Below are 18,031 nucleotides of genomic sequence, written 5' to 3' on the forward strand. Positions count from 1 at the left end.
TACGAATCAGACACCGAACGACGCAACGCGCTACCCGACTGGCTGCACTTCTACAATCACCACAGGCAACACTCCGCCATCGGAGCCGCACCCATCAGCAGACTCAACAACCTGCCTGGACATCACACCTAGGCCACGGACTTCTCGAGCGCGGGGGACGTCGTCGCCGGCGGAGCCAGCAGGTGGATCTCCTCGAGTTCGAGGACGAGGCCGGCGTTGGAGCTCGCCTCGGCGGCGAGGCGGGTCAGCAGAGCGTGGTCGATCCGAGGTTCGTCGGCGCTCTCGAAGGTGAACCGGAGCGGGATCGACGGATCCAGCCACACGGACGAGCGTCCTGAGCCGTCTGCGTGGCGCCACGACATCATGAAACTCTCGTTGCGGCGCAGCTTGGTGGTGACGATCAACTTGACGTGTGCAAGAAGGTGCTCCGGCACGTAGATCGGGGTGCCCTCGGCACCGTAGGCGAGTTCAGCCATGGGGACTGCTCCTTCCGGAGGCGTGGTCCCAATTATAGTTCGCCATCGAACGTTTTGCTAATGGGATTTTCGTCATCGGATGTTCAACAAATTAAAGTTCGATGATCGAAGGTTTCGCTTTCGAGAGTTTTGTGGTCGAATGAAACGAATTCCTCCGTCGGTTCGCGGCGTGGGGACCGACGAGGGAGTGAGCTCGTGACGGAGACCGCGATGCCGTCGACGGCGATGACGGACGGACAACGCCCCGATGTGGCCGGCGTGCTCGAACGACTGCGGCTGGCCGAGGCGAAGCTCGCCCGGCGGCGCGAGCAGCAGACCGGCATGAACGAGACGGACCGCGCAGCGATGCGCTACCTCCTGGAGCACGTCGACGCGGAGGAGATCACCCCCTCCATGATCGTGAGGGCGCTCCACCTCTCCCCCGCCTCGGGCACCGCGCTCATCGACCGTCTGGTCGCACGCGGACTCGTCGTCGTCGAAGGACACCCGCACGACCGTCGCAAGAAGATCATCCGCCCCTTCGATCGCAACGTCGACCCGGACCACCTCGACCCGCTCACGATGCAGCTGCGCGGTCTCGCGTCCGGATTGCCGGCGCGGGATGCGCGCATCGTCGCCACCTTCCTCGAGGACGTCCTCGCGATGGTCTCGGGGACCGCGATCCCCGCGAACTGACGGCGCCGGGTCAGAGCACCACGGGCGCGAGTCGCTGTGCGATCTGATCGAGCGCTTCGCGGATCGATCCGAACTCGCACACGCTGGCGGTTCCCGCGACCCACAGCACATAGACGCGGTCGTCCTTGCACTCCAGGTACGCGACCACACGACGAGGATCCGTGGGGTCGGCAGACGGATCGCAGGCCACCCAGGCTCCGGATCCCACCCACAGCAGCTCGGGGCGACGGGTCTGGACCGCGGGAATCGATGTCTCGAGCATGGCGACCTCCTGGGTGGTGTCCGCGCCTCGTCGCGCGTCATCGTCAAAGATCCTCGCCCGCGGACGTCGGGAAGAGGGGCTTGACGGCGGGCGCGCGATCTGAGTGTGGCGCTGCGCCACCGAGGGCGTCTTAGGCTGATGCCGATGCGGGAGTTCTTCGGAGGGGTCGGTCTGCTCGGCCGCGGCTTCGCGCAATGGCGGCAGAGGCCCGGCCTCATGGCACTCGGCCTCGTTCCTGCGGCGATCGTCGGCCTGCTGTTCCTCGGCGGGCTCATCGCACTCAGCGCCTCCCTGCCGGCGCTCACCGAGGCGATGACGCCGTTCGCCGACCGCTGGCCGGGCGTGTGGGCGACCGTCTTCCGCATCGCGGTCGGCACCGCGCTCCTCGGCGCCGCCCTCGTGCTGGTGGCCGTCACATTCACGGCGCTGACGCTGCTGGTGGGCGATCCGTTCTACGAGCGGATCTGGAGGGGGGTCGAGGCAGACGCCGGAACCCCGAAGCTCGAGGGCGACTACGGGTTCTGGCGCTCGGTCGCGGACGGGCTGTCGCTCATCGCACGCGGCGTGGGCATCGCACTGGTCGCCGCGCTGATCGGCCTCGTCCCGGTGATCGGCGCAGTGGCGAGCACCGTCTTCGCGGTGGTCTTCACCGGATGGCTGATCTCCGACGAGCTGAGCTCGCGCGCGCTGACCGCCCGCGGACTGACGAGGCGCGACCGAAAGAAGCTGCTGCGCCGCAGACGCTTCCGCGTGCTGGGGTTCGGCGTCGCGACGCAGCTGTGTTTCCTGGTGCCGCTCGGCGCCGTGGCCACGATGCCGGCAGCCGTCGCGGGAGCGACGCTGCTCGCGCGGTCGCTGCTCGATCCCACCCCGCCGACTGCTCACACTCCGGCCTGACCGGAATACCGGCGACGCGGCATCCGAGTCAGTCGGACCCGTCGTGATCCGAGGCCACGTCGAGGAGGTGCGGGATCGCGCGGTCGATCATCGTCATGGTCGCCGTCAACGAGATCCGGAAGTGATGCGGCTGCTCGAACAGCGACCCGGGCATGACATATACGCCCCGCTCCTCGAGGGTGTCGCAGAACGCCTGGGCGTCGCCGCCGGGCGCCTTGCCCCACAGGTAGAAGGTGCCCTCCGGCCGGGTGACCTCGTAGCCGGCATCGGTGAGCGCGCCGTACATCCGGTCGCGCTTGCGCGTCAGCTCGGCCGTGTCGAGCGACAGGGTCTCGAGCTCCGGCACCGAGTACTGCATGACGGCGTCGGGGAACCCCCAGCCGATGGCCAGCCCCAGGGGGAAGAGTCCGGCGCGCAGCTCCTCCCGCTCGGCCATGGGGATCCGGGGCGACAGCGCCAGGTAGCCGAGCCGCGCTCCGGGGGCGAGCAGCACCTTGCCGTAGCTGTAGTCGATCACCGTCCACGGGTAGTACGCGGCGGGGCTCGTGAACGCGATGCCGTCGAAGCGGATGCGGCGGTACGGCTCGTCGGACAGCAGCCAGATACGGCGGTCCTGGGCACGCGACGCCTTCTCGAGCACTGCGGCGAGCGCCTCCCACGTCGACGGCGGATAGACGCGACCGGTGGGGTTCGCGGGCGAGTTGACGACGACGATCCTCGTGCGAGGAGTGATCGCGCGCGCGATCGCGTCGACATCGAGGTCGAACGTGTCGGGCGCGAGGTCCGCACCGACCGGGACGAGGTCCGCGGCGTGGAGCATCGGCGCGTAGCAGAACCAGCCGGGCACCGGGATCACCACCTCGTCGCCCGCGTCGGCCAGCAGCGCGAACGCGAGGGAGATCGCACCGAAGGCGCCCTGCGTCATGGCGATGTCTTCGGGTTCGAAGTCGAGTCCCAGCTCTCCGGACAGCGCGCCCGCCACGACTTCCTGCGCGGACCGCTCGCTGCTCTTGTAGGCGAACCAGTCGACGGTCCGCGGCTCGGCGTTCCTGCGAATGGCCGCCGGGAGGCCGGGCAGCGCCATCTCGTGCGGGTTGCCGAACGCGAAGACCAGTGCCTCCGGGTCGGACGCGACGACCTGCATGCGGGAGAAGTACGAACCGACGACATCCACCGCCGCCTTCGCCGCCGTCGCCCGTGTCGACATCGCCATGGCAGTCACCTCTCGCCCCAGTGCCGATCCGTGATCCCGCCCAGGATCCCAACAGACGCGGGGCGCGTCAATCGCCTCCGCGATCGGCACGCGTCACAGGCGTTCCCCAACCGAGCAGTGCTACCTTCGCCCGGGCGCGACAAGTGGAGGACGGATGATCGACGACCCTGAGCTGGGGCTCGTACTCGGTGGTGGTGGCGCCTTCGGCGCCGCCCACGTCGGTGTGCTGCAGGTGCTCGCCGAGCGAGGCATCCGCCCCGGCATCGCGACCGGAACGAGTTCGGGCGCCCTCGTCGCGGCCGCGTACGCCGCGGGCCTGGAGGCGCACGCCATCGAGCGCGCCGCACACGCTTTCCGCTGGAACGCGATCGCACGCTGGTCGATGACGCCGCGCTGGGGTCTGCTCGACACCACCGCCATCGTCGACGCCGTCCCTCGTGCCCTCGGCGAGGACCCTCGCATCGAGCACCTGCCCCGGCGCTTCGCCGCGTACGCCACCGATCTGCGCACGCGCCGCGGGATCATCCTCGACGAGGGGCCGCTGAGCGCCGCCCTCCGCGCGACGGTCGCGGTGCCGGGCCTTCTCCCCCCGATCCGCCGCGGCGATGCGCTGCTCGCGGACGGCGGGATGATCGACAACGTGCCGGTCGCCGCGGCGCGCGCCCTCGGCGCCACCCGCGTGATCGTCGTGCGGCTGCACGCGAAGTGGGAGAACGTGCGCATGATGCGCACCGTCACCCGCACCGCGGATCTCGTCGCCGACCCGTCGGTCGTGCTGGTCCAGCCCGAGATGGAGGGCATGGCGCAGTGGCGGATGACCGACGTGCCGCGCCTCATCGCCGAAGGACGCCGCGCGGCGACGGTGGCGTTGGATGCTGCGGCACAGCGTGGTGCGTCGCTCCCCGCGGATGCCGCGCTCGTGGCCGAGTAATCGTCGCGAGGCGCTCTCTCACATCCGCGCGTAGCGGGCGCGAGCGAAGCAGAAGACTCCGTAGATGATCAGACCCGCGGCGACCACCCAGAGGATGATCGGCCCGAAGGGCAGGCCGGCGAGCGTGTGGAGCGCCGCATCCAGCCCTCCGGCCGTCTGCGGATCGTGCGTGACGGCCGCGACGACGAACAGCGCGCCGGCCACCGCCACGGCGATGCCCTTCGCGACGTAGCCGACGATCCCGAACGTCACGATGCCCTTGCGGGCGACTCCGGTCGGCAGGTCGAGGTGCTTCTCGAACGCGCGCGTGAACCCGCGGACCACGAAGGCCGCGCCGATGGCGAAGACGATGAGACCGATGAGCACGAGCAGGAAGATCCCGCCGGGGGTGCTCATGAGACGGGCACTGAGCGTCTGCGACGACTGAGACGAATCGGAGCTGCCGCCGAGCGCGTACACGAGCGCCGTGAAGGCGATGGCGAGGTACGCGAGGGCGGTGCCGATGTACTTGACGCGGTAGCCCCACTTCTTCTTGGTGTCGGGGTTGCGCTCCAAGAACGCCTGCGCGACCTGCCACACGGCGAGCGCCGCCAGCCCGACGGCGATCGCCCAGAGGAGGAACACCCCGAGAGGTGTACTGCGGATCGCCTCCATCGCACCGCCCTGGTCGGCCTCTCCTGCGCCGCCGGTCGCCACCGAGATGGCGATGAAGCCGATGACGATGTGCACGATCCCCAGCACGACGTAGCCGATGCGGGCGATGGTCCGGAATGCGGGCGACTCCGTCGCTGCCCGCGCCGCGTTCTTCGCAGTGGTCATTCGCGAAGCGTATCGCCGGGGAATCCCGCAGGATTGGGGCTTGAAATCCGCACGAGAAGCGTGCTCAGGCGTCCGGTTCCGCAGAGGACGCCCGCGACGACATCGCCCTTCGGATGCGGTAGGCCTGCATCGCACTCCACACCAGGCAGGCGACCGCGACGCCCTCCAGGAATCCCGCCAGCACATCGCTCGCCCAGTGGGCGTGAAGGTAGGTGCGGCTCCACATCATGTAGGCGATCCAGACCGCTCCGAGTGCCCACACGTACCAGCGGCGCAGCAGCAGTCCCAGCGTGACGGCGATGGTCGTCGCGACGGCCGTGTGACCGGAGGGGAACGAGGTGGCCACGCTCTCGGCGAGCGAGTCCGACGGGCGCACCCGCGCGATGATCGCGGCCAACGGGGCGCCGATCGCCGTCACGGTCACGATGGCGATGGCGAGGGTCGCAGCATCCCATCGCCGTCGACGCCAGAGGAAGACCGTGATGATGAGGATCCCGACGACGGGCGCCCCCACCACCCCGCCCACGATGGAGGGCACCCAGGCGATCACCAGACCCACATCGGTCAAGCCTGCGAGCATGACGTCGTCCCACCAGAGGTCGACGGCAAGGGGATCGTGTCCGCCCAGCGCCACCGCGAACCGCAGCACCACGAACAGCACCGTGGCCACCACGCCGATCACCAGGACCGTCGCGCGGTGGGGGTCGGGGTGCGGAAGCGGCTCGTCGGGCGTCACGGCGAGCGGCGCGCGACTGACCTGCGGTTCTTCGTTCTCGCCCACGCGACCATTGTGAACGCGGCCTGGTCTCGCCCGCGCCCTCTTGCCTTGTGCGGTCCGGGTGTCGTATGGGCCATTGACGAGCCGCACGCGCACTGCTCTGATGAGCGCATGGAGGCGATCGTCGACGTCGACTACGTGGTCGTCGGTGCGGGGGCGATGGGGATGGCGTTCGTGGACGCCCTCACCACGGCCGCCGACGACGTGTCGGTCGCGATCGTCGACCGCCGTCACGGCGCCGGGGGTCATTGGCTCGACGCGTATGGATTCGTGCGCCTGCACCAGGCGTCAGCGTTCTACGGCGTCGCCTCGACGCTCCTCGGCGGCGGACGGCTGCAGACGGACGGCCCCGAGCAGGGACTGCACGAACGCGCGAGCGCCGCGGAGGTATCGGAGTACTACGCCCGCGTGCTCGCCCGTCTCGTCCGGTCAGGCCGGGTCGCCTTCCACGGCCGCAGCGAATACCTGGGCGATCGCCGGTTCGTGTCGCTGCTCAGCGGTACGCGTTTCCATGCGCCCCGCGCGCGGGTGGTGGACGCGCGGTACCTGTCCCCCGACATCCCGCTGCTCACTCCCCCGCCGTTCGCGGTCGAGGACGGTGCCCACGTCGTGGCCGTCAACGACCTCGTGCGCCTCGCGGAGGCTCCCGGCCACTACGTCATCGTCGGTGCCGGCAAGACGGCGACCGACACGTGCGTGTGGCTGCTGCAGAACGGCGTCGCCGCGAACGCGATCACGTGGGTCCGTCCGCGCGACCCGTGGCTGCTCAACCGTGCCGTCGTACAGCCCGACCCGGCGATCTTCCTCGGCATGGCGGCCGACACGATGGCCGCCGCGGCGGCGGCTTCAGATCCCGACGACGTGTTCTTCCGGATGGAGGATGCCGGGATCATGCTGCGCTTCGATCCCGCGGTCACCCCGACGATGGCCAAGACGCCGACGCTCGCCACATGGGAGCTCGACCTCGTCCGGACGATCGACGACGTCGTCCGTCGTGGACACCTGCAGTCCGTCGGCCGGGGACGCCTGACGTTCGCCGACGGCGACGTGCACGTGCCCGCCGATTCGCTCGTCGTCCACTGCGCAGCCGAAGGGCTGAAGTACCCGGGCCTCACACCGATCTGGACCCCGGAGGCCATCACCCCGCAGCCGGTGCGGGTCGGCTTCCCCTGTTATGGCGCAGCGCTCTCCGGCTACGTCGAGGCGACCCGCGACGACGACGCCGAGAAGAATCGCGTCTGCCGCCCCTCGCCGTACTCCGACACCCCCGCCGACTGGGCGACGATGCAGACGATCGGCGGCGACGCGTCGCTCGCGATGTCGAAGGAGACGGATCTGCGGGCGTGGTCGAACACGACGCCGCTGAACCCTGCGCGCGTGGCTCCGGAGCGGGCGGACGACCCGGCCGTGCTCGCCGCCGCGGCGAGGTTCAAGGAGAACATCGGCGCAGGGCGAGCGCGTCTCGCGGAATTCGCGGGGATCGCATAGGCCGTACGTCAGAATGTCGCCATGAACCAGACGGCCGTCTACCAGCCCGGCGTGTGCAACATCGGTCCCGCCGAGATCCGCAGGCGACGCGCGTCGGGGTGGTGGGGGCTCGCGATCGCCGTCGTCTTCCTGGGCATCGCGTTCGCCCTCGGGTGGGCGGCTCCGTGGCGTCTGCTGGTCGCGCTGCCGGTCTTCCTGTCGGCCCAGGGATTCCTGCAGGCCGCTTTCCACTTCTGCGTCGGGTTCGCGAGCCGGGGTCTGTACAACTTCGGCGACCTCGGAAAGGAGGCGAGCGTCCAGGACGCCGAGTTCCGGCGGAAGGATCAGCGCAAGGCGCTGCTCATCAGCCTGCTGGCGTTCGCCGTCGCCGCCGTCGTGGCCGTGGTCGCGTACCTGATCCCGATCGGCTGACGCGTCGGGACCTCAGTCCCAGTCGAGGTACTCCTCGACGATGACCGCCGTCTCGATCGGGTGCGTGAGCGGGAAGAGGTGACCGGCACCGTCGAGGTTCTTGACGCTCGCCCGCTCGGGCGCCGTCGCCCGCAGGCGCTCGCCGTTGGTGCGCGGGGTCACCTCGTCGTCCGCGCCCTGCACGATCAGCACCGGGATCACCGGGGCGAGAGCGATGTCTTCGTCCTCGACACCCAGCAGCAGCAGTCCGTTGACGCGCTCGGGGTGCGCAGCGACCAGCGCACGCGCGACGGTGCCGCCGCGGCCGTGCCCGCCGACCCACGTGCGCTCGAGGCCCAGCTCATCGATGACCGCGACGACGTCGTCGGCCTGATCGCCGGTCGACGCCGCGTCGACGTTCGTGCGATAGCCGACGCGGATGATGTGGAATCCCGCCTCCTCGGCGAGGTAGTGCCCCACTACACCCAGCGCGTCCTGGCCGGGTTCGGCGATCAGCACCAGGCCGATGGGCCCGTCGCCCTCGACGATGTACGGAATCGCGCGTCCGTCGGGCTCGAAGATCTGCGTGGTGTCGGTCATGGGAAGCCTTTCCGGGAAGCGAGCGTCAGACGTTGAAGCGGAACTCGACGACGTCGCCGTCCTGCATGACGTAGTCCTTGCCCTCGAGCCGGGCCTTGCCCTTCGAGCGGGCCTCGACGACCGAGCCGGTCTCGACGAGGTCGTCGAACGAGATGACCTCTGCCTTGATGAAGCCCTTCTCGAAGTCGGTGTGGATCACGCCGGCCGCCTGCGGCGCCTTCCAGCCCTTGCCGATGGTCCAGGCGCGGGCCTCCTTCGGGCCGGCCGTGAGGTACGTCTGCAGCCCGAGCGTGTCGAAGCCGATGCGCGCCAGCTGGTCGAGACCGGACTCGTCCTGCCCGGTCGAGGCGAGCAGCTCCGCCGCTTCCTCCGGGTCGAGGTCGATGAGCTCCGACTCGATCTTCGCGTCGAGGAACACGGCCTTGGCCGGTGCGACCAGAGCCTCGAGCGAGGCCTTCTTCGCAGCATCCGTCAGCACCGCTTCATCGACGTTGAAGACGAAGATGAACGGTTTCGCGGTCAAGAGGCCCAGCTCCCTGATCGGCGAGAGGTCGATGCCCGAGGCCGACAGCAGCACACCGCGCTCGAGGGCGTCCTTCGCCTCGACAGCCGCGGCGAGCACCGAGGGGTCGAGCTTCTTGCCCTTGACCTCCTTCTCGTACCGGGTGATCGCCTTCTCGAGCGTCTCGAGGTCGGCGAGCTGCAGCTCGGCGTTGATGGTCTCCATGTCGCTCTGCGGGTTCACCGCGCCGTCGACGTGCACCACGTCGTCGTCGTCGAAGCCGCGCACGACCTGGGCGATCGCATCCGCCTCGCGGATGTTCGCGAGGAACTTGTTGCCGAGACCCTCGCCCTCGCTCGCGCCGCGGACGATGCCGGCGATGTCGACGAAGGACACGGCGGCGGGCAGGATCCGCTCGGAGTGGAAGATCTCCGCCAGTTTGTCGAGCCGCTGGTCGGGCAGGTTGACCACGCCGATGTTGGGCTCGATCGTCGCGAAAGGGTAGTTCGCCGCGAGCACCTGGTTCTTGGTCAGGGCGTTGAAGAGGGTCGACTTGCCGACGTTCGGGAGACCGACGATTCCGATGGTGAGAGCCACGGGCATCCAGTCTAGATGGCGACGGATGCTGCACCCCGCGGCATCCGGCCCTCCGAGGATCAGTCCGGGTCGACGCGCCACCGCATGAGCACGCTGCCCGAGCGCTCCCACGACCGGGTCTCGAGCAGCTGGAGAGCCACCGCCGCGTCGTGACGCTCGCGCCCGTTGCCGCGCGTGTCGCACGACGCGATACTGAGCGCGTGGACGAGTGCTGCGCGCCGCGGGTGCCGGAGGGCTACGACCGGGAGTTCAACGCCCGGTTCGCCCGGCGGCTCGCCCGGCAGTACCGGAGCGACGGCCTCACGCCGAGTGCGGCCCTGGTGCTCGACTTCGCGGGCTCGGTCGGGCTCGAGGGAGCCTCGCTGCTCGAGATCGGCGGAGGGATCGGCGACATCCAGCTCGAGGCGCTGAAGCGGGGCGCGTCCCACACGACCAACGTCGAGCTGTCCGCCGCCTACGAGCCCGAGGCAGCACGGCTGCTCGACGAGGCCGGCCTGCGCGATCGCGCCACACGGATGCTGGGGGTCGATCTCGCGAGCACGCCCGAGGCGGTGGAGCCCGCCGACATCGTGGTGCTGCATCGCGTCGTCTGCTGCTACCCGGACTACGAGCGCCTGCTCGGCGCCGCCGCCGGACGAGCCAAGCGCGCGGTCGTGTTCAGCCACCCGCCGCGCACGCTGTTCGCCCGGTTCTCGGCGCGCGCGATCAACGCCTTCTACACCCTGACGGGCAACCCGTATCGCGCGTACGCGCACATGCCCGACGCCATGATCGCGGTGCTGAGCGGGCGCGGCCTCGAACCGCGCTACCGCGAGGTCAGCGGGCCGTGGCACGTCGTCGGCTCCGTGCGCACGTGACCCGTCGAGCTCACGACCGGATGCCGCGGAACGCGTGCGTCACGTACGGCAGGTCCACGACCTCCGCGCCGGTCGCCTCGATGACCCGGCGCTCGTCGAACAGGTCGCTCACCGAGGCCAGGATCGCCGCCCGGTCCGCGCCCGACGCGGTGATGACGTAGCTGCGCGAGGCGACCATGTCGAGGAGCGCTGCGCGTGTGAGGGAGCGCGTCCACGTCCATGAGCGCGGCTCGAGTCCGTCGAACGGCTCGGCCACGCGGGGTCCGTCGCCCGCGAGCATCTCCTCGGCGTGACTGCCCTGCATCGCCGCCGTGAGGCGCGCCACCCATGGATCCGACTCGTCGCGGATGTTCCAGATGAGCCCGAGCACACCTCCCTCGCGGAGCGCGCGCCCGACCTCGGCGGACGCGGCGAGGGGGTCGACCCAGTGCCACGCCTGGCCGAGCAGCACGGCGTCGACGGAGGCGTCGGGAAGCGGCATCCGTTCCGCCGTCCCCACGAACGTCGGAACCCCGTGGACGTGCTCGCGGAGAGCGGCGAGCATGTCGGCGTCGGGGTCGATCGCGACGACCTCGGCGCCGGCTTCGACGATCGTGCGCGTGAGCTTGCCGGTGCCCGCCCCGACGTCGGCGACCCGCACGGCGCGGCCGGGCTCGCGCACCGGGGCGAGCATCCAGTCCACGGCGTCGCGCGGGTAATCCGGCCGGCCCGACTCGTACGCGCCCGCGGCGGCCCCGAACGACAGCGACATCTCTTCGCGACTGGCCATGTCTCCGACCCTATGACGAGAGTGCGCGCCCGGCGCGCCTTCCGTCCGCGCAGCCGGGCCGGGGTGAGTCTGGACATGTGCCTCTGGACTTCACCGCGATCGACTTCGAAACGGCGAACTCCAGCAACGCCTCGGCCTGTGCGGTCGGACTCGTCCGCGTACGAGGCGGCGAGATCGTCGATCGGACGGGCTGGCTCATCCGCCCGCCGGCCGGGCACGACGTGTTCTTCGAGCTGAACGTCCGCATCCACGGCATCCGACCGGAGGACGTCGTCGACGCGGCGCCGTGGAGCCGCCAGCTCGCCGAGATCGTCGCGTTCGTGGGATCCGACGTGCTCGTCGCCCACAACGCCGGGTTCGACATGGCGGTGCTCAAGCGGGCGTGCGACGCGACCGGCGACGAGTGCCCGCCCTACCGGTACGCGTGCAGCCTGCAGGTGGCCCGCAGGGTCTACCGTCTCGAGTCGTACCGTCTGCCGTTCGTCGCCGCGGAGGCCGGATTCGCCGATTTTCCGCACCACAACGCCACCGCAGACGCCATGGCCTGCGCGCACGTCATGATCGACGCGGCGCGGCGCGTGGGCGCCGACGACATCGACGCCCTCACCGAGGCGGTCGGCGTCCGGGTGTCGCAGATCTCGGTCACCGAAGCCCCCGCGGTCTCGTTCGCCGTCGCCTGACGCGGAACCGGTCCCCACGGCCGCTCCACTCGCCGCCGGCGCGTCGAGCGGAGCCTCGGGCCGCGTGCGCCCACCTGCGGCCCGCCGCGCGGGCGATGTCCGAGGCATCCGGCACCCTGGAGTCATGGACGCAGTCGTGATCAGTGTGGTGGCAATCGCCTGTCTCCTTGTCGGCGTGATGGCGGGCTGGGCGGCGGGACTCGCCCGCGGCGCGGCACGTGCCGCGCGCGAACAGGCCGACCTCACCGCGCGGCTCGCCGGCTCGGATGCCGCGCGGCAGGGGGTGCAGGCCCAGCTCGAGCATCAGCAGGTGCTCTACCGTGAGCTCGCGAGCCAGGCGCGCCACGACCAGGCGGCCCGCGAGGAGCGCGAGCGCCGCGAGCAGTCGGTGCTGCGGGCCCTCGCGCCCGTGCAGGAGACGCTGGCCGCGATGCACACGAAGGTCGACGATCTCGAGCGCGACCGACACCTGCAGTTCGGCACCCTCGCCGAGCAGCTGCGACGGGCGCACGAGTCCGACGAAGCCCTGCGGGCGACCACCGAGTCGCTGGCCGGCGCCCTGCGCTCGGGCAGCACCCGCGGCGTCTGGGGCGAGACGCAGCTGCGGCGCGTCGTCGAGGCCGCCGGGCTCACGCGCCACGTCGACTTCGACCTGCAGACGTCGATCACGTCGGACGCCGGCGCGGGCCGCCCCGACATGGTCATCCGTCTCCCCGGCGAGAAGGCGATCGCCGTCGACGCCAAGGTGCCCCTCGACGCGTTCCTGGAGGCGAGCGCCATCCCTCTGACGGCGCAGGGCGCTGAGGGCGCTCGTCGGCGCAGCCTGCTCGACAAGCACGTCAAGGCCGTACGGGCGCACGTTGACGCCCTCGCCCGCAAGACCTACTGGGCGGGACTCTCGTCGAGTCCCGAGTTCGTCGTGTGCTTCGTGCCGAGCGAGTCGCTCCTTGCGGCCGCCCTGGAAGAGGACCCCTCGCTGCTCGACTATGCGTTCGGCAAGCGCGTTGCGCTGGCATCGCCCGTGAACCTCTGGGCGGTGCTCAAGACCGTCGCGTACACCTGGACCCAGCAGGACGTCTCGCAGGAGGCCCGCGTTCTCTTCGACCTCGGCAACCAGCTCTACGAGCGGCTCGGGTCGCTGGCGTCGCACGCCGACGACCTGCGCAGGGCGATCGAGCGCACCGTCGACAGCTACAACCGGTTCGCCGGATCGCTCGAGACCCGTGTGCTGGTGAGCGCGCGCAAGTTCCCCGGCATCGACGCCACCAAGCTCGATGCCGTCAACGAGCCCGCCGCCATCGAGAAGAGTCCGCGCCGTCTCACCGCGCCGGAGATGCTCGACGAGACGCTCCCCGGGCTCGAAGAGCGACCCGGACCCGACACGGGACGCGACGTCGAACACCCGCGTCTCTCCGCGACCGCGGAGCTCGGCGACGTGCGCGCACGCATCGCCTCGCCGAACGAGTGAGGCTCAGGCGCCGCCGGGGACGAAGCTCAGCAGCACGATGACTGCGGCCGAGACGCCGACGAAGGCGCCGATCATCCACCAGGCACTGATCTCGTGACCCTCGTCACGGCGGACACGCAGGAGCACGTCCGGTCGGCGGGCGGGATCGATCGCGTTCGCGACCACCGCCTGCGCGCCCGTCTGGGGCGACGACGGATCGGCTGAGTGCGCAGACATCGTCAACTCCTCGAGTAGGAAACACCAACGTGTCTCCATCGACACCACTGAAGATTCTGCCAGAGTTCCCTCGAAGGCCGGTCACGAAACGGTCACGGCGGCATCACGTGTCGCGCCGCCGCGGCCGTCTCCCTCAGGCGGTCAGAGCCACTTCGAGACGAGGTGCTCCGACGAGATCCGGCGCAGCGTGCCCGACGCGCCGCGCAGCACGACGCTCTCGGTGTAGACGTACCCGCCCTCGCGGCGGACGCCGGCGACCAGCGCGCCGTCGGTCACGCCGGTCGCGACGAAGATCGTGTTGTTGCCCTTCACGAGGTCGTCCGCCTCGTAGACGAAGCCGTCGAGGTTCAGGCCCGCGTCGATGCCGCGCTGCTTCTCGTCGTCGTCGCGCGGCCACAGTCGGCCCTGGATGTGGCCGCCGAGCGCCTTGATCGCACACGCGGTGACGATGCCCTCCGGGCTGCCCCCGACACCCACGCACATGTCGGTGCGGGCGTTGTGCCGCGCCGCATTGATGCCACCGGCGACGTCGCCGTCGCTCATCAGACGGGTGCCGGCGCCGGCCTCGCGGATCTCCTCGATGAGGCGCTCGTGACGCGGGCGGTGGAGCACCGAGACCACGAGCTCGTCGACGGGCTTGTCGAGGGCCTTGGCCAGCCGGCGGATGTTCTCGCCGATCGGCAGGCGGATGTCGACGACGCCGACGCCCGCGGGGCCGGTGACGAGCTTGTCCATGTAGAAGACGCTCGACGCGTCGAGCATCGTGCCGTGGTCCGAGACGGCGATGACCGAGAGCGCATTGTTGCGGCCGGCGGCGGTCAGCGAGGTGCCGTCGATCGGGTCGACCGCGACGTCGGCCTGCGGGCCGCGGCCGTTGCCGACCCGCTCGCCGTTGTAGAGCATGGGCGCTTCGTCCTTCTCGCCCTCGCCGATGACGATCGTGCCGTCGAAGTTGACCGTGGTGAAGAACGCCCGCATCGCGTCGACGGCGGCCCCATCGGCTGCCTCCTTGGCGCCGCGGCCGATGAACGGCACTGCGCGGATCGCCGCCGCTTCGGTCGCCCGCACGAGTTCGAGTGCGAGGTTGCGGTCGGGGTGGAGGGGACTCATGTCCGCGGTCAGGCTCACCATGCGGTCAGCCTATGCCAGCATCGCGCCCGATTCACGAGAATTTCACGCGACAGAAAGGGAAGGAATGGCGTTTCTTTCCAATAGTGCAGGGACGCGGGTTTCCCGCGCTCCGCCGGGCAGCGGCATCCATTCCGGCTTCCGGCCCTTGGGTAGAGTTTGCGGTGACGCCCATTCGATCAAAAGGGAGCACTCATGCCCGTCGCCACCCCGGAGCAGTACGCCGACATGCTGGACCGCGCGAAGGCCGGTGGCTTCGCGTATCCCGCCATCAACGTCGCGAGCTCGCAGTCGATCAACGCGGTCCTCCAGGGACTCACCGAGGCCGGCTCGGACGGCATCATCCAGGTGACGACGGGCGGCGCCGACTACTTCGCCGGCCACACCGTGAAGAACCGCGCCGCCGGTGCGCTCGCGTTCGCGAAGTTCGCCACCGAGGTCGCCAAGAGCTACCCCATCACGGTCGCCCTCCACACCGACCACTGCCCGAAGCCGGCGCTCGCCGACTTCGTGCTCCCCCTCATCGAGGCGTCGGAGGAAGAGGTGAAGGCCGGCCGCAACCCGATCTTCCAGTCGCACATGTGGGACGGCTCGGCAGTCCCGCTCGACGAGAACATCGAGATCGCGAAGGACCTGCTCCCCCGCCTCAAGAACATCAACGCCATCCTCGAGGTCGAGATCGGCGTCGTGGGCGGCGAGGAGGACGGCGTCCAGCACGAGGGCTCGAACGAGGCGCTCTACACGACGGTCGCCGACGTGACGAAGGCCGTCGAGGCACTCGGCCTCGGCGAGCACGGACGCTACATCTCGGCCCTCACCTTCGGCAACGTGCACGGCGTGTACAAGCCGGGCAACGTCAAGCTCCGCCCCGAGCTCCTCGGTGAGATCCAGGAGGGCATCGCCGCGAAGTTCGGCACCGGCCCGAAGCCGCTCGACCTCGTCTTCCACGGCGGGAGCGGCTCGACCGACGAGGAGATCGCGCTCGCGGTCGCCAACGGCGTCGTGAAGATGAACGTCGACACCGACACGCAGTACGCGTTCACGCGCTCTGTCGCCGGCTTCATGTTCTCGAACTACGACGGCGTCCTGAAGGTCGACGGCGAGGTGGGCAACAAGAAGGCCTACGACCCGCGCGCCTGGGGCAAGATCGCCGAGTCGGCGATGGCCGCCCGCGTGGTCGAGGCCACCAAGCAGCTCGGCTCGGCCGGCAAGAGCCTCGGCGCGTAAGCAGCGGATTCGACGGATGCCCCGGCACCGGCCTCGCGGCCGATGCCGGGGCATTCGCGCATTCCATGATGCTGAGGTGGGCCCATGCGCCCGAGGCTCCGCGCGGCGCGAAGCGACGCGTGGAGGGGCGTGGGGATCACTCGGGGTCGGCGTACCGGTCGAGCAGTCCGGGAGCGCCCTCGGGGCGGTGGACCACCACGATCTCGTCGCCCGCCTCCACGCGTCCGCCCTGGACGACGCGCAGGTAGGGCCCGAGACGGCGTTCGCCCGAGAATCGTTTGACCCATCCGCGCGCGTCGTCGCCGCCGACCCAGCGCGCGAACGTCTGGCACGGGGTGCGGGGCATGGTGACCTCGACCTCGACGCGGTCGCCGATGCGCCAGCGTTCGCCGATGAGCGCGGCGTTGACGTCCATGCCCTCGACCCGCAAGTTCTCGCCGAACCAGCCGGGCGGCAGCTCGCGGCCGAGCTCCGACTCCCAGAACGCGGCGTCCTCCTCCGCGTACGCGTAGAGCGCCTTGTCGAAGCCGCCGTGGTGCTTGCGGTCGGCCTGCACGTCGGCGTAGACACCGTAGGGACCGACGCGCACGGGTCCGTCCACGGGGCCCTTGTCGATCGCGGTCACGCCGACGGAGCCGGCATCGGGACGCAATTGTCGGACGGCGCAGACGGCGACCAGGCGAGGCATCCGCTCATCCTAGCCATGGGCCCTGCCGGTCACGCTCACTCCCCCGGCGGCGCCGCAGGTTCGCCGCGCAGCAGCACGCGGCCGTCCGAGACGGCCCGCACCTCGATCGACGCGATGTCGTCGCGGTCGAGGGCCGTGCCGGCGTCGAGGTGGGCCGTCGTCCCGGGCCCCGCTCGCCACGAAGACAGCTCGCTCGTGGTGCCGTCGGTCGAGGTGACGACGAGCACGTAGGGCCACTCCTTGTCGGCTGTGTAGGGGTCGCGGCTGGGCGGGTAGTGGCAGATCATCGCGATGCGGGTGCCCCACGCCACATCGGTCAGTTCCACCTTCGCGGTCAACGGCACGTCCGTCACCGCCTGGAGCGCGACGACCTCTTCGGGCACGCTCGCCGGCGCGACCGCCGTCGTCACCGCGAACGCGACCACGACGGCGACGGCCGCCGCCGCGGCGAGGCCGCTGCCCCACGCGATCATGCGACGCCTGCGGGCGTCGCGCGTCCCGCGGACGACCATGCGCTCGCGCGCCGCGGGATCGGGCCCGTCCTGGTCCGACGGCTCGAGCAGGGTCTCGGCGCGTTCGGGTGAGACCCGCGCCAGGAGTCCCATCGTCGGCGCGAGATCGGCGATCGCGTCGCGGCAGACAGGACAGCTGTCGAGGTGGGCCTCGTACCGGCGACGGTCGTCCACGCTGAGCGCGCGCACGACGTACGCGGCGTCCCAGTCGGCGAAGCGGGCGTGATCCGTGGTCATCGCGTCACCCCCTTCTCCTGCAGGGTGAGCCGGAGGGCGCGCAGCCCGTAGTGGAGCCGCGACTTGACGGTGCCCTCCGGGATGTCGAGTTCGTCGGCCATCTCGGCGACGGAGAGCCCCCGGTAGTAGGCGCGCACGACGACGGCACGGTGGTCCGTGGTGAGCGTGGCCAGCGCCTCCTCGACGAGGATCGCCTCGAACAGAGCGTCGGTCGCGTCCGGCGCGCTGCGCTCAGGGACCTCGGCGACGCCGATCTCCCGGCGGCGCCGCGCACTGCGCGCCTCGTCGATCACGAGGTGACGCGCGACGGTGAACATCCACGAGCGCGTGGTCGAGGGATCCTGCTCGAGGATCTTGGGCGTTCGCCACGCCCGCAGCAGCGTCTCCTGCACGATATCGTCGGCACCGGCGCGGTCGCCGGTGAGATGCACGACATAGCGCCAGACCGGCGCCGCATGTGCGTCGTACAGAGCGGCCAGGCGCGCGGCATCGCGTCCGGCGGCACTGTCTCGATGCTCCACGCTGTCGTGCGGCATCCATCACCTCCCGCAGGAGACACGAGACACACGACCCGCGGGTTCACGTGAATCCGCAGCGCGCCCGCGCCGTCACCTGTGAGTA

Annotated in this window: 22 protein-coding genes and 1 pseudogene; 10 read left to right on the forward strand and 13 right to left on the reverse strand. The window is 70.3% G+C overall.

The features are described 5' to 3' along the window. Positions 1 to 132, forward strand: a pseudogene (locus ACLBXX_RS14045) (IS481 family transposase); the annotation flags it as partial. On the opposite strand, the gene ACLBXX_RS14050 reads toward ACLBXX_RS14045, so the two are convergent. Then, a complete protein-coding gene (locus ACLBXX_RS14050; protein WP_447658512.1) occupies positions 129 to 476 on the reverse strand; it encodes a DUF7882 family protein in 348 nt (115 codons plus the stop codon). The pseudogene ACLBXX_RS14045 and the gene ACLBXX_RS14050 overlap by 4 nt on opposite strands. A 195-nt stretch (positions 477 to 671) precedes the next feature. Between ACLBXX_RS14050 and ACLBXX_RS14055 the strand changes: the two genes are divergently transcribed. Next, positions 672 to 1,151, forward strand: coding sequence for a MarR family winged helix-turn-helix transcriptional regulator (locus ACLBXX_RS14055; RefSeq protein WP_447658513.1), 480 nt, complete (start codon positions 672 to 674; stop codon positions 1,149 to 1,151). A 10-nt stretch (positions 1,152 to 1,161) separates the two neighbouring features. Here ACLBXX_RS14055 and ACLBXX_RS14060 read toward each other — a convergent pair whose 3' ends face one another. Beyond that, on the reverse strand, positions 1,162 to 1,413 hold the full coding sequence (locus ACLBXX_RS14060; protein ID WP_447658514.1) for a hypothetical protein: 252 nt from the start codon (positions 1,411 to 1,413) through the stop codon (positions 1,162 to 1,164). A 144-nt stretch (positions 1,414 to 1,557) separates the two neighbouring features. Here ACLBXX_RS14060 and ACLBXX_RS14065 point away from each other — a divergent pair, with 144 nt between their 5' ends. Next, positions 1,558 to 2,310, forward strand: coding sequence for an EI24 domain-containing protein (locus ACLBXX_RS14065; protein ID WP_447658515.1), 753 nt, complete (start codon positions 1,558 to 1,560; stop codon positions 2,308 to 2,310). Positions 2,311 to 2,338: 28 nt separating this feature from the next. On the opposite strand, the gene ACLBXX_RS14070 is transcribed toward ACLBXX_RS14065, so the two are convergent. Next, the gene (locus ACLBXX_RS14070) at positions 2,339 to 3,523 is read right to left on the reverse strand and encodes an aminotransferase class I/II-fold pyridoxal phosphate-dependent enzyme (RefSeq protein ID WP_447658516.1); all 1,185 of its coding nucleotides are present in this window, start codon (positions 3,521 to 3,523) and stop codon (positions 2,339 to 2,341) included. A 154-nt stretch (positions 3,524 to 3,677) separates the two neighbouring features. Here ACLBXX_RS14070 and ACLBXX_RS14075 point away from each other — a divergent pair, with 154 nt between their 5' ends. Next, the gene (locus ACLBXX_RS14075; RefSeq protein WP_447658517.1) at positions 3,678 to 4,454 is read left to right on the forward strand and encodes a patatin-like phospholipase family protein; all 777 of its coding nucleotides are present in this window, start codon (positions 3,678 to 3,680) and stop codon (positions 4,452 to 4,454) included. A gap of 18 nt (positions 4,455 to 4,472) precedes the next feature. Here ACLBXX_RS14075 and ACLBXX_RS14080 read toward each other — a convergent pair whose 3' ends face one another. Both ACLBXX_RS14080 and ACLBXX_RS14085 read right to left on the reverse strand, forming a co-directional pair. After that, positions 4,473 to 5,273, reverse strand: coding sequence for a DUF1206 domain-containing protein (locus tag ACLBXX_RS14080; protein WP_447658518.1), 801 nt, complete (start codon positions 5,271 to 5,273; stop codon positions 4,473 to 4,475). Positions 5,274 to 5,337: 64 nt separating this feature from the next. Beyond that, positions 5,338 to 6,054 (reverse strand): phosphatase PAP2 family protein, encoded by a 717-nt coding sequence (locus ACLBXX_RS14085; RefSeq protein ID WP_447658519.1) that lies wholly within the window; start codon positions 6,052 to 6,054, stop codon positions 5,338 to 5,340. A gap of 108 nt (positions 6,055 to 6,162) precedes the next feature. Here ACLBXX_RS14085 and ACLBXX_RS14090 point away from each other — a divergent pair, with 108 nt between their 5' ends. Together ACLBXX_RS14090 and ACLBXX_RS14095 are read left to right on the forward strand one after the other, a co-directional pair. After that, the gene (locus ACLBXX_RS14090) at positions 6,163 to 7,539 is read left to right on the forward strand and encodes a pyridine nucleotide-disulfide oxidoreductase (protein WP_447658520.1); all 1,377 of its coding nucleotides are present in this window, start codon (positions 6,163 to 6,165) and stop codon (positions 7,537 to 7,539) included. 21 nt (positions 7,540 to 7,560) lie between these two features. Then, positions 7,561 to 7,950, forward strand: coding sequence for a hypothetical protein (locus ACLBXX_RS14095; protein ID WP_447658521.1), 390 nt, complete (start codon positions 7,561 to 7,563; stop codon positions 7,948 to 7,950). A gap of 12 nt (positions 7,951 to 7,962) precedes the next feature. On the opposite strand, the gene ACLBXX_RS14100 is transcribed toward ACLBXX_RS14095, so the two are convergent. Both ACLBXX_RS14100 and ychF read right to left on the reverse strand, forming a co-directional pair. Continuing rightward, positions 7,963 to 8,529: an alpha/beta fold hydrolase gene (locus tag ACLBXX_RS14100; protein ID WP_447658522.1), complete on the reverse strand. Its 567-nt coding sequence runs from the start codon at positions 8,527 to 8,529 to the stop codon at positions 7,963 to 7,965. Between the two features lie 25 nt (positions 8,530 to 8,554). Next, positions 8,555 to 9,628: a redox-regulated ATPase YchF gene (gene ychF, locus ACLBXX_RS14105; RefSeq protein WP_310291951.1), complete on the reverse strand. Its 1,074-nt coding sequence runs from the start codon at positions 9,626 to 9,628 to the stop codon at positions 8,555 to 8,557. Positions 9,629 to 9,828: 200 nt separating this feature from the next. Between ychF and ACLBXX_RS14110 the strand changes: the two genes are divergently transcribed. Further along, positions 9,829 to 10,485 (forward strand): SAM-dependent methyltransferase, encoded by a 657-nt coding sequence (locus ACLBXX_RS14110; protein ID WP_387146004.1) that lies wholly within the window; start codon positions 9,829 to 9,831, stop codon positions 10,483 to 10,485. A gap of 10 nt (positions 10,486 to 10,495) precedes the next feature. On the opposite strand, the gene ACLBXX_RS14115 is transcribed toward ACLBXX_RS14110, so the two are convergent. After that, positions 10,496 to 11,254 (reverse strand): class I SAM-dependent methyltransferase, encoded by a 759-nt coding sequence (locus tag ACLBXX_RS14115; protein ID WP_447658523.1) that lies wholly within the window; start codon positions 11,252 to 11,254, stop codon positions 10,496 to 10,498. Positions 11,255 to 11,331: 77 nt separating this feature from the next. Between ACLBXX_RS14115 and ACLBXX_RS14120 the strand changes: the two genes are divergently transcribed. Continuing rightward, positions 11,332 to 11,934 (forward strand): 3'-5' exonuclease, encoded by a 603-nt coding sequence (locus ACLBXX_RS14120; RefSeq protein WP_447658524.1) that lies wholly within the window; start codon positions 11,332 to 11,334, stop codon positions 11,932 to 11,934. A gap of 124 nt (positions 11,935 to 12,058) precedes the next feature. Then, positions 12,059 to 13,402 carry a DNA recombination protein RmuC gene (locus ACLBXX_RS14125; RefSeq protein WP_447658525.1) on the forward strand — a complete coding sequence of 448 codons (1,344 nt, stop codon included), beginning with the start codon at positions 12,059 to 12,061 and terminating at the stop codon, positions 13,400 to 13,402. Positions 13,403 to 13,405: 3 nt separating this feature from the next. Here ACLBXX_RS14125 and ACLBXX_RS14130 read toward each other — a convergent pair whose 3' ends face one another. Next, positions 13,406 to 13,618, reverse strand: a complete 213-nt coding sequence (locus tag ACLBXX_RS14130) for a UDP-N-acetylmuramyl pentapeptide phosphotransferase (protein ID WP_082496936.1) — start codon at positions 13,616 to 13,618, stop codon at positions 13,406 to 13,408. 141 nt (positions 13,619 to 13,759) lie between these two features. Beyond that, positions 13,760 to 14,749, reverse strand: a complete 990-nt coding sequence (glpX, locus tag ACLBXX_RS14135) for a class II fructose-bisphosphatase (protein ID WP_310291961.1) — start codon at positions 14,747 to 14,749, stop codon at positions 13,760 to 13,762. A 192-nt stretch (positions 14,750 to 14,941) separates the two neighbouring features. On the opposite strand from glpX, the gene fbaA reads away from it, so the two are divergent. Beyond that, positions 14,942 to 15,973 carry a class II fructose-bisphosphate aldolase gene (gene fbaA, locus ACLBXX_RS14140; RefSeq protein ID WP_387145994.1) on the forward strand — a complete coding sequence of 344 codons (1,032 nt, stop codon included), beginning with the start codon at positions 14,942 to 14,944 and terminating at the stop codon, positions 15,971 to 15,973. Positions 15,974 to 16,109: 136 nt separating this feature from the next. On the opposite strand, the gene ACLBXX_RS14145 is transcribed toward fbaA, so the two are convergent. The 3 genes from ACLBXX_RS14145 to ACLBXX_RS14155 are packed head-to-tail and all read right to left on the reverse strand — an operon-like array spanning position 16,110 to position 17,946. Next, positions 16,110 to 16,661 carry an MOSC domain-containing protein gene (locus ACLBXX_RS14145; protein ID WP_447658526.1) on the reverse strand — a complete coding sequence of 184 codons (552 nt, stop codon included), beginning with the start codon at positions 16,659 to 16,661 and terminating at the stop codon, positions 16,110 to 16,112. A gap of 35 nt (positions 16,662 to 16,696) precedes the next feature. Continuing rightward, complete coding sequence (locus ACLBXX_RS14150; RefSeq protein ID WP_447658527.1) at positions 16,697 to 17,410, reverse strand: zf-HC2 domain-containing protein; 714 nt, start codon at positions 17,408 to 17,410, stop codon at positions 16,697 to 16,699. Further along, positions 17,407 to 17,946, reverse strand: coding sequence for a sigma-70 family RNA polymerase sigma factor (locus ACLBXX_RS14155; RefSeq protein WP_387145985.1), 540 nt, complete (start codon positions 17,944 to 17,946; stop codon positions 17,407 to 17,409). Before ACLBXX_RS14155 ends, ACLBXX_RS14150 begins: the two co-directional genes overlap by 4 nt. Between the last annotated feature and the right edge of the window lie 85 nt (positions 17,947 to 18,031).

This window comes from Microbacterium sp. C23T, from assembly GCF_053345975.1.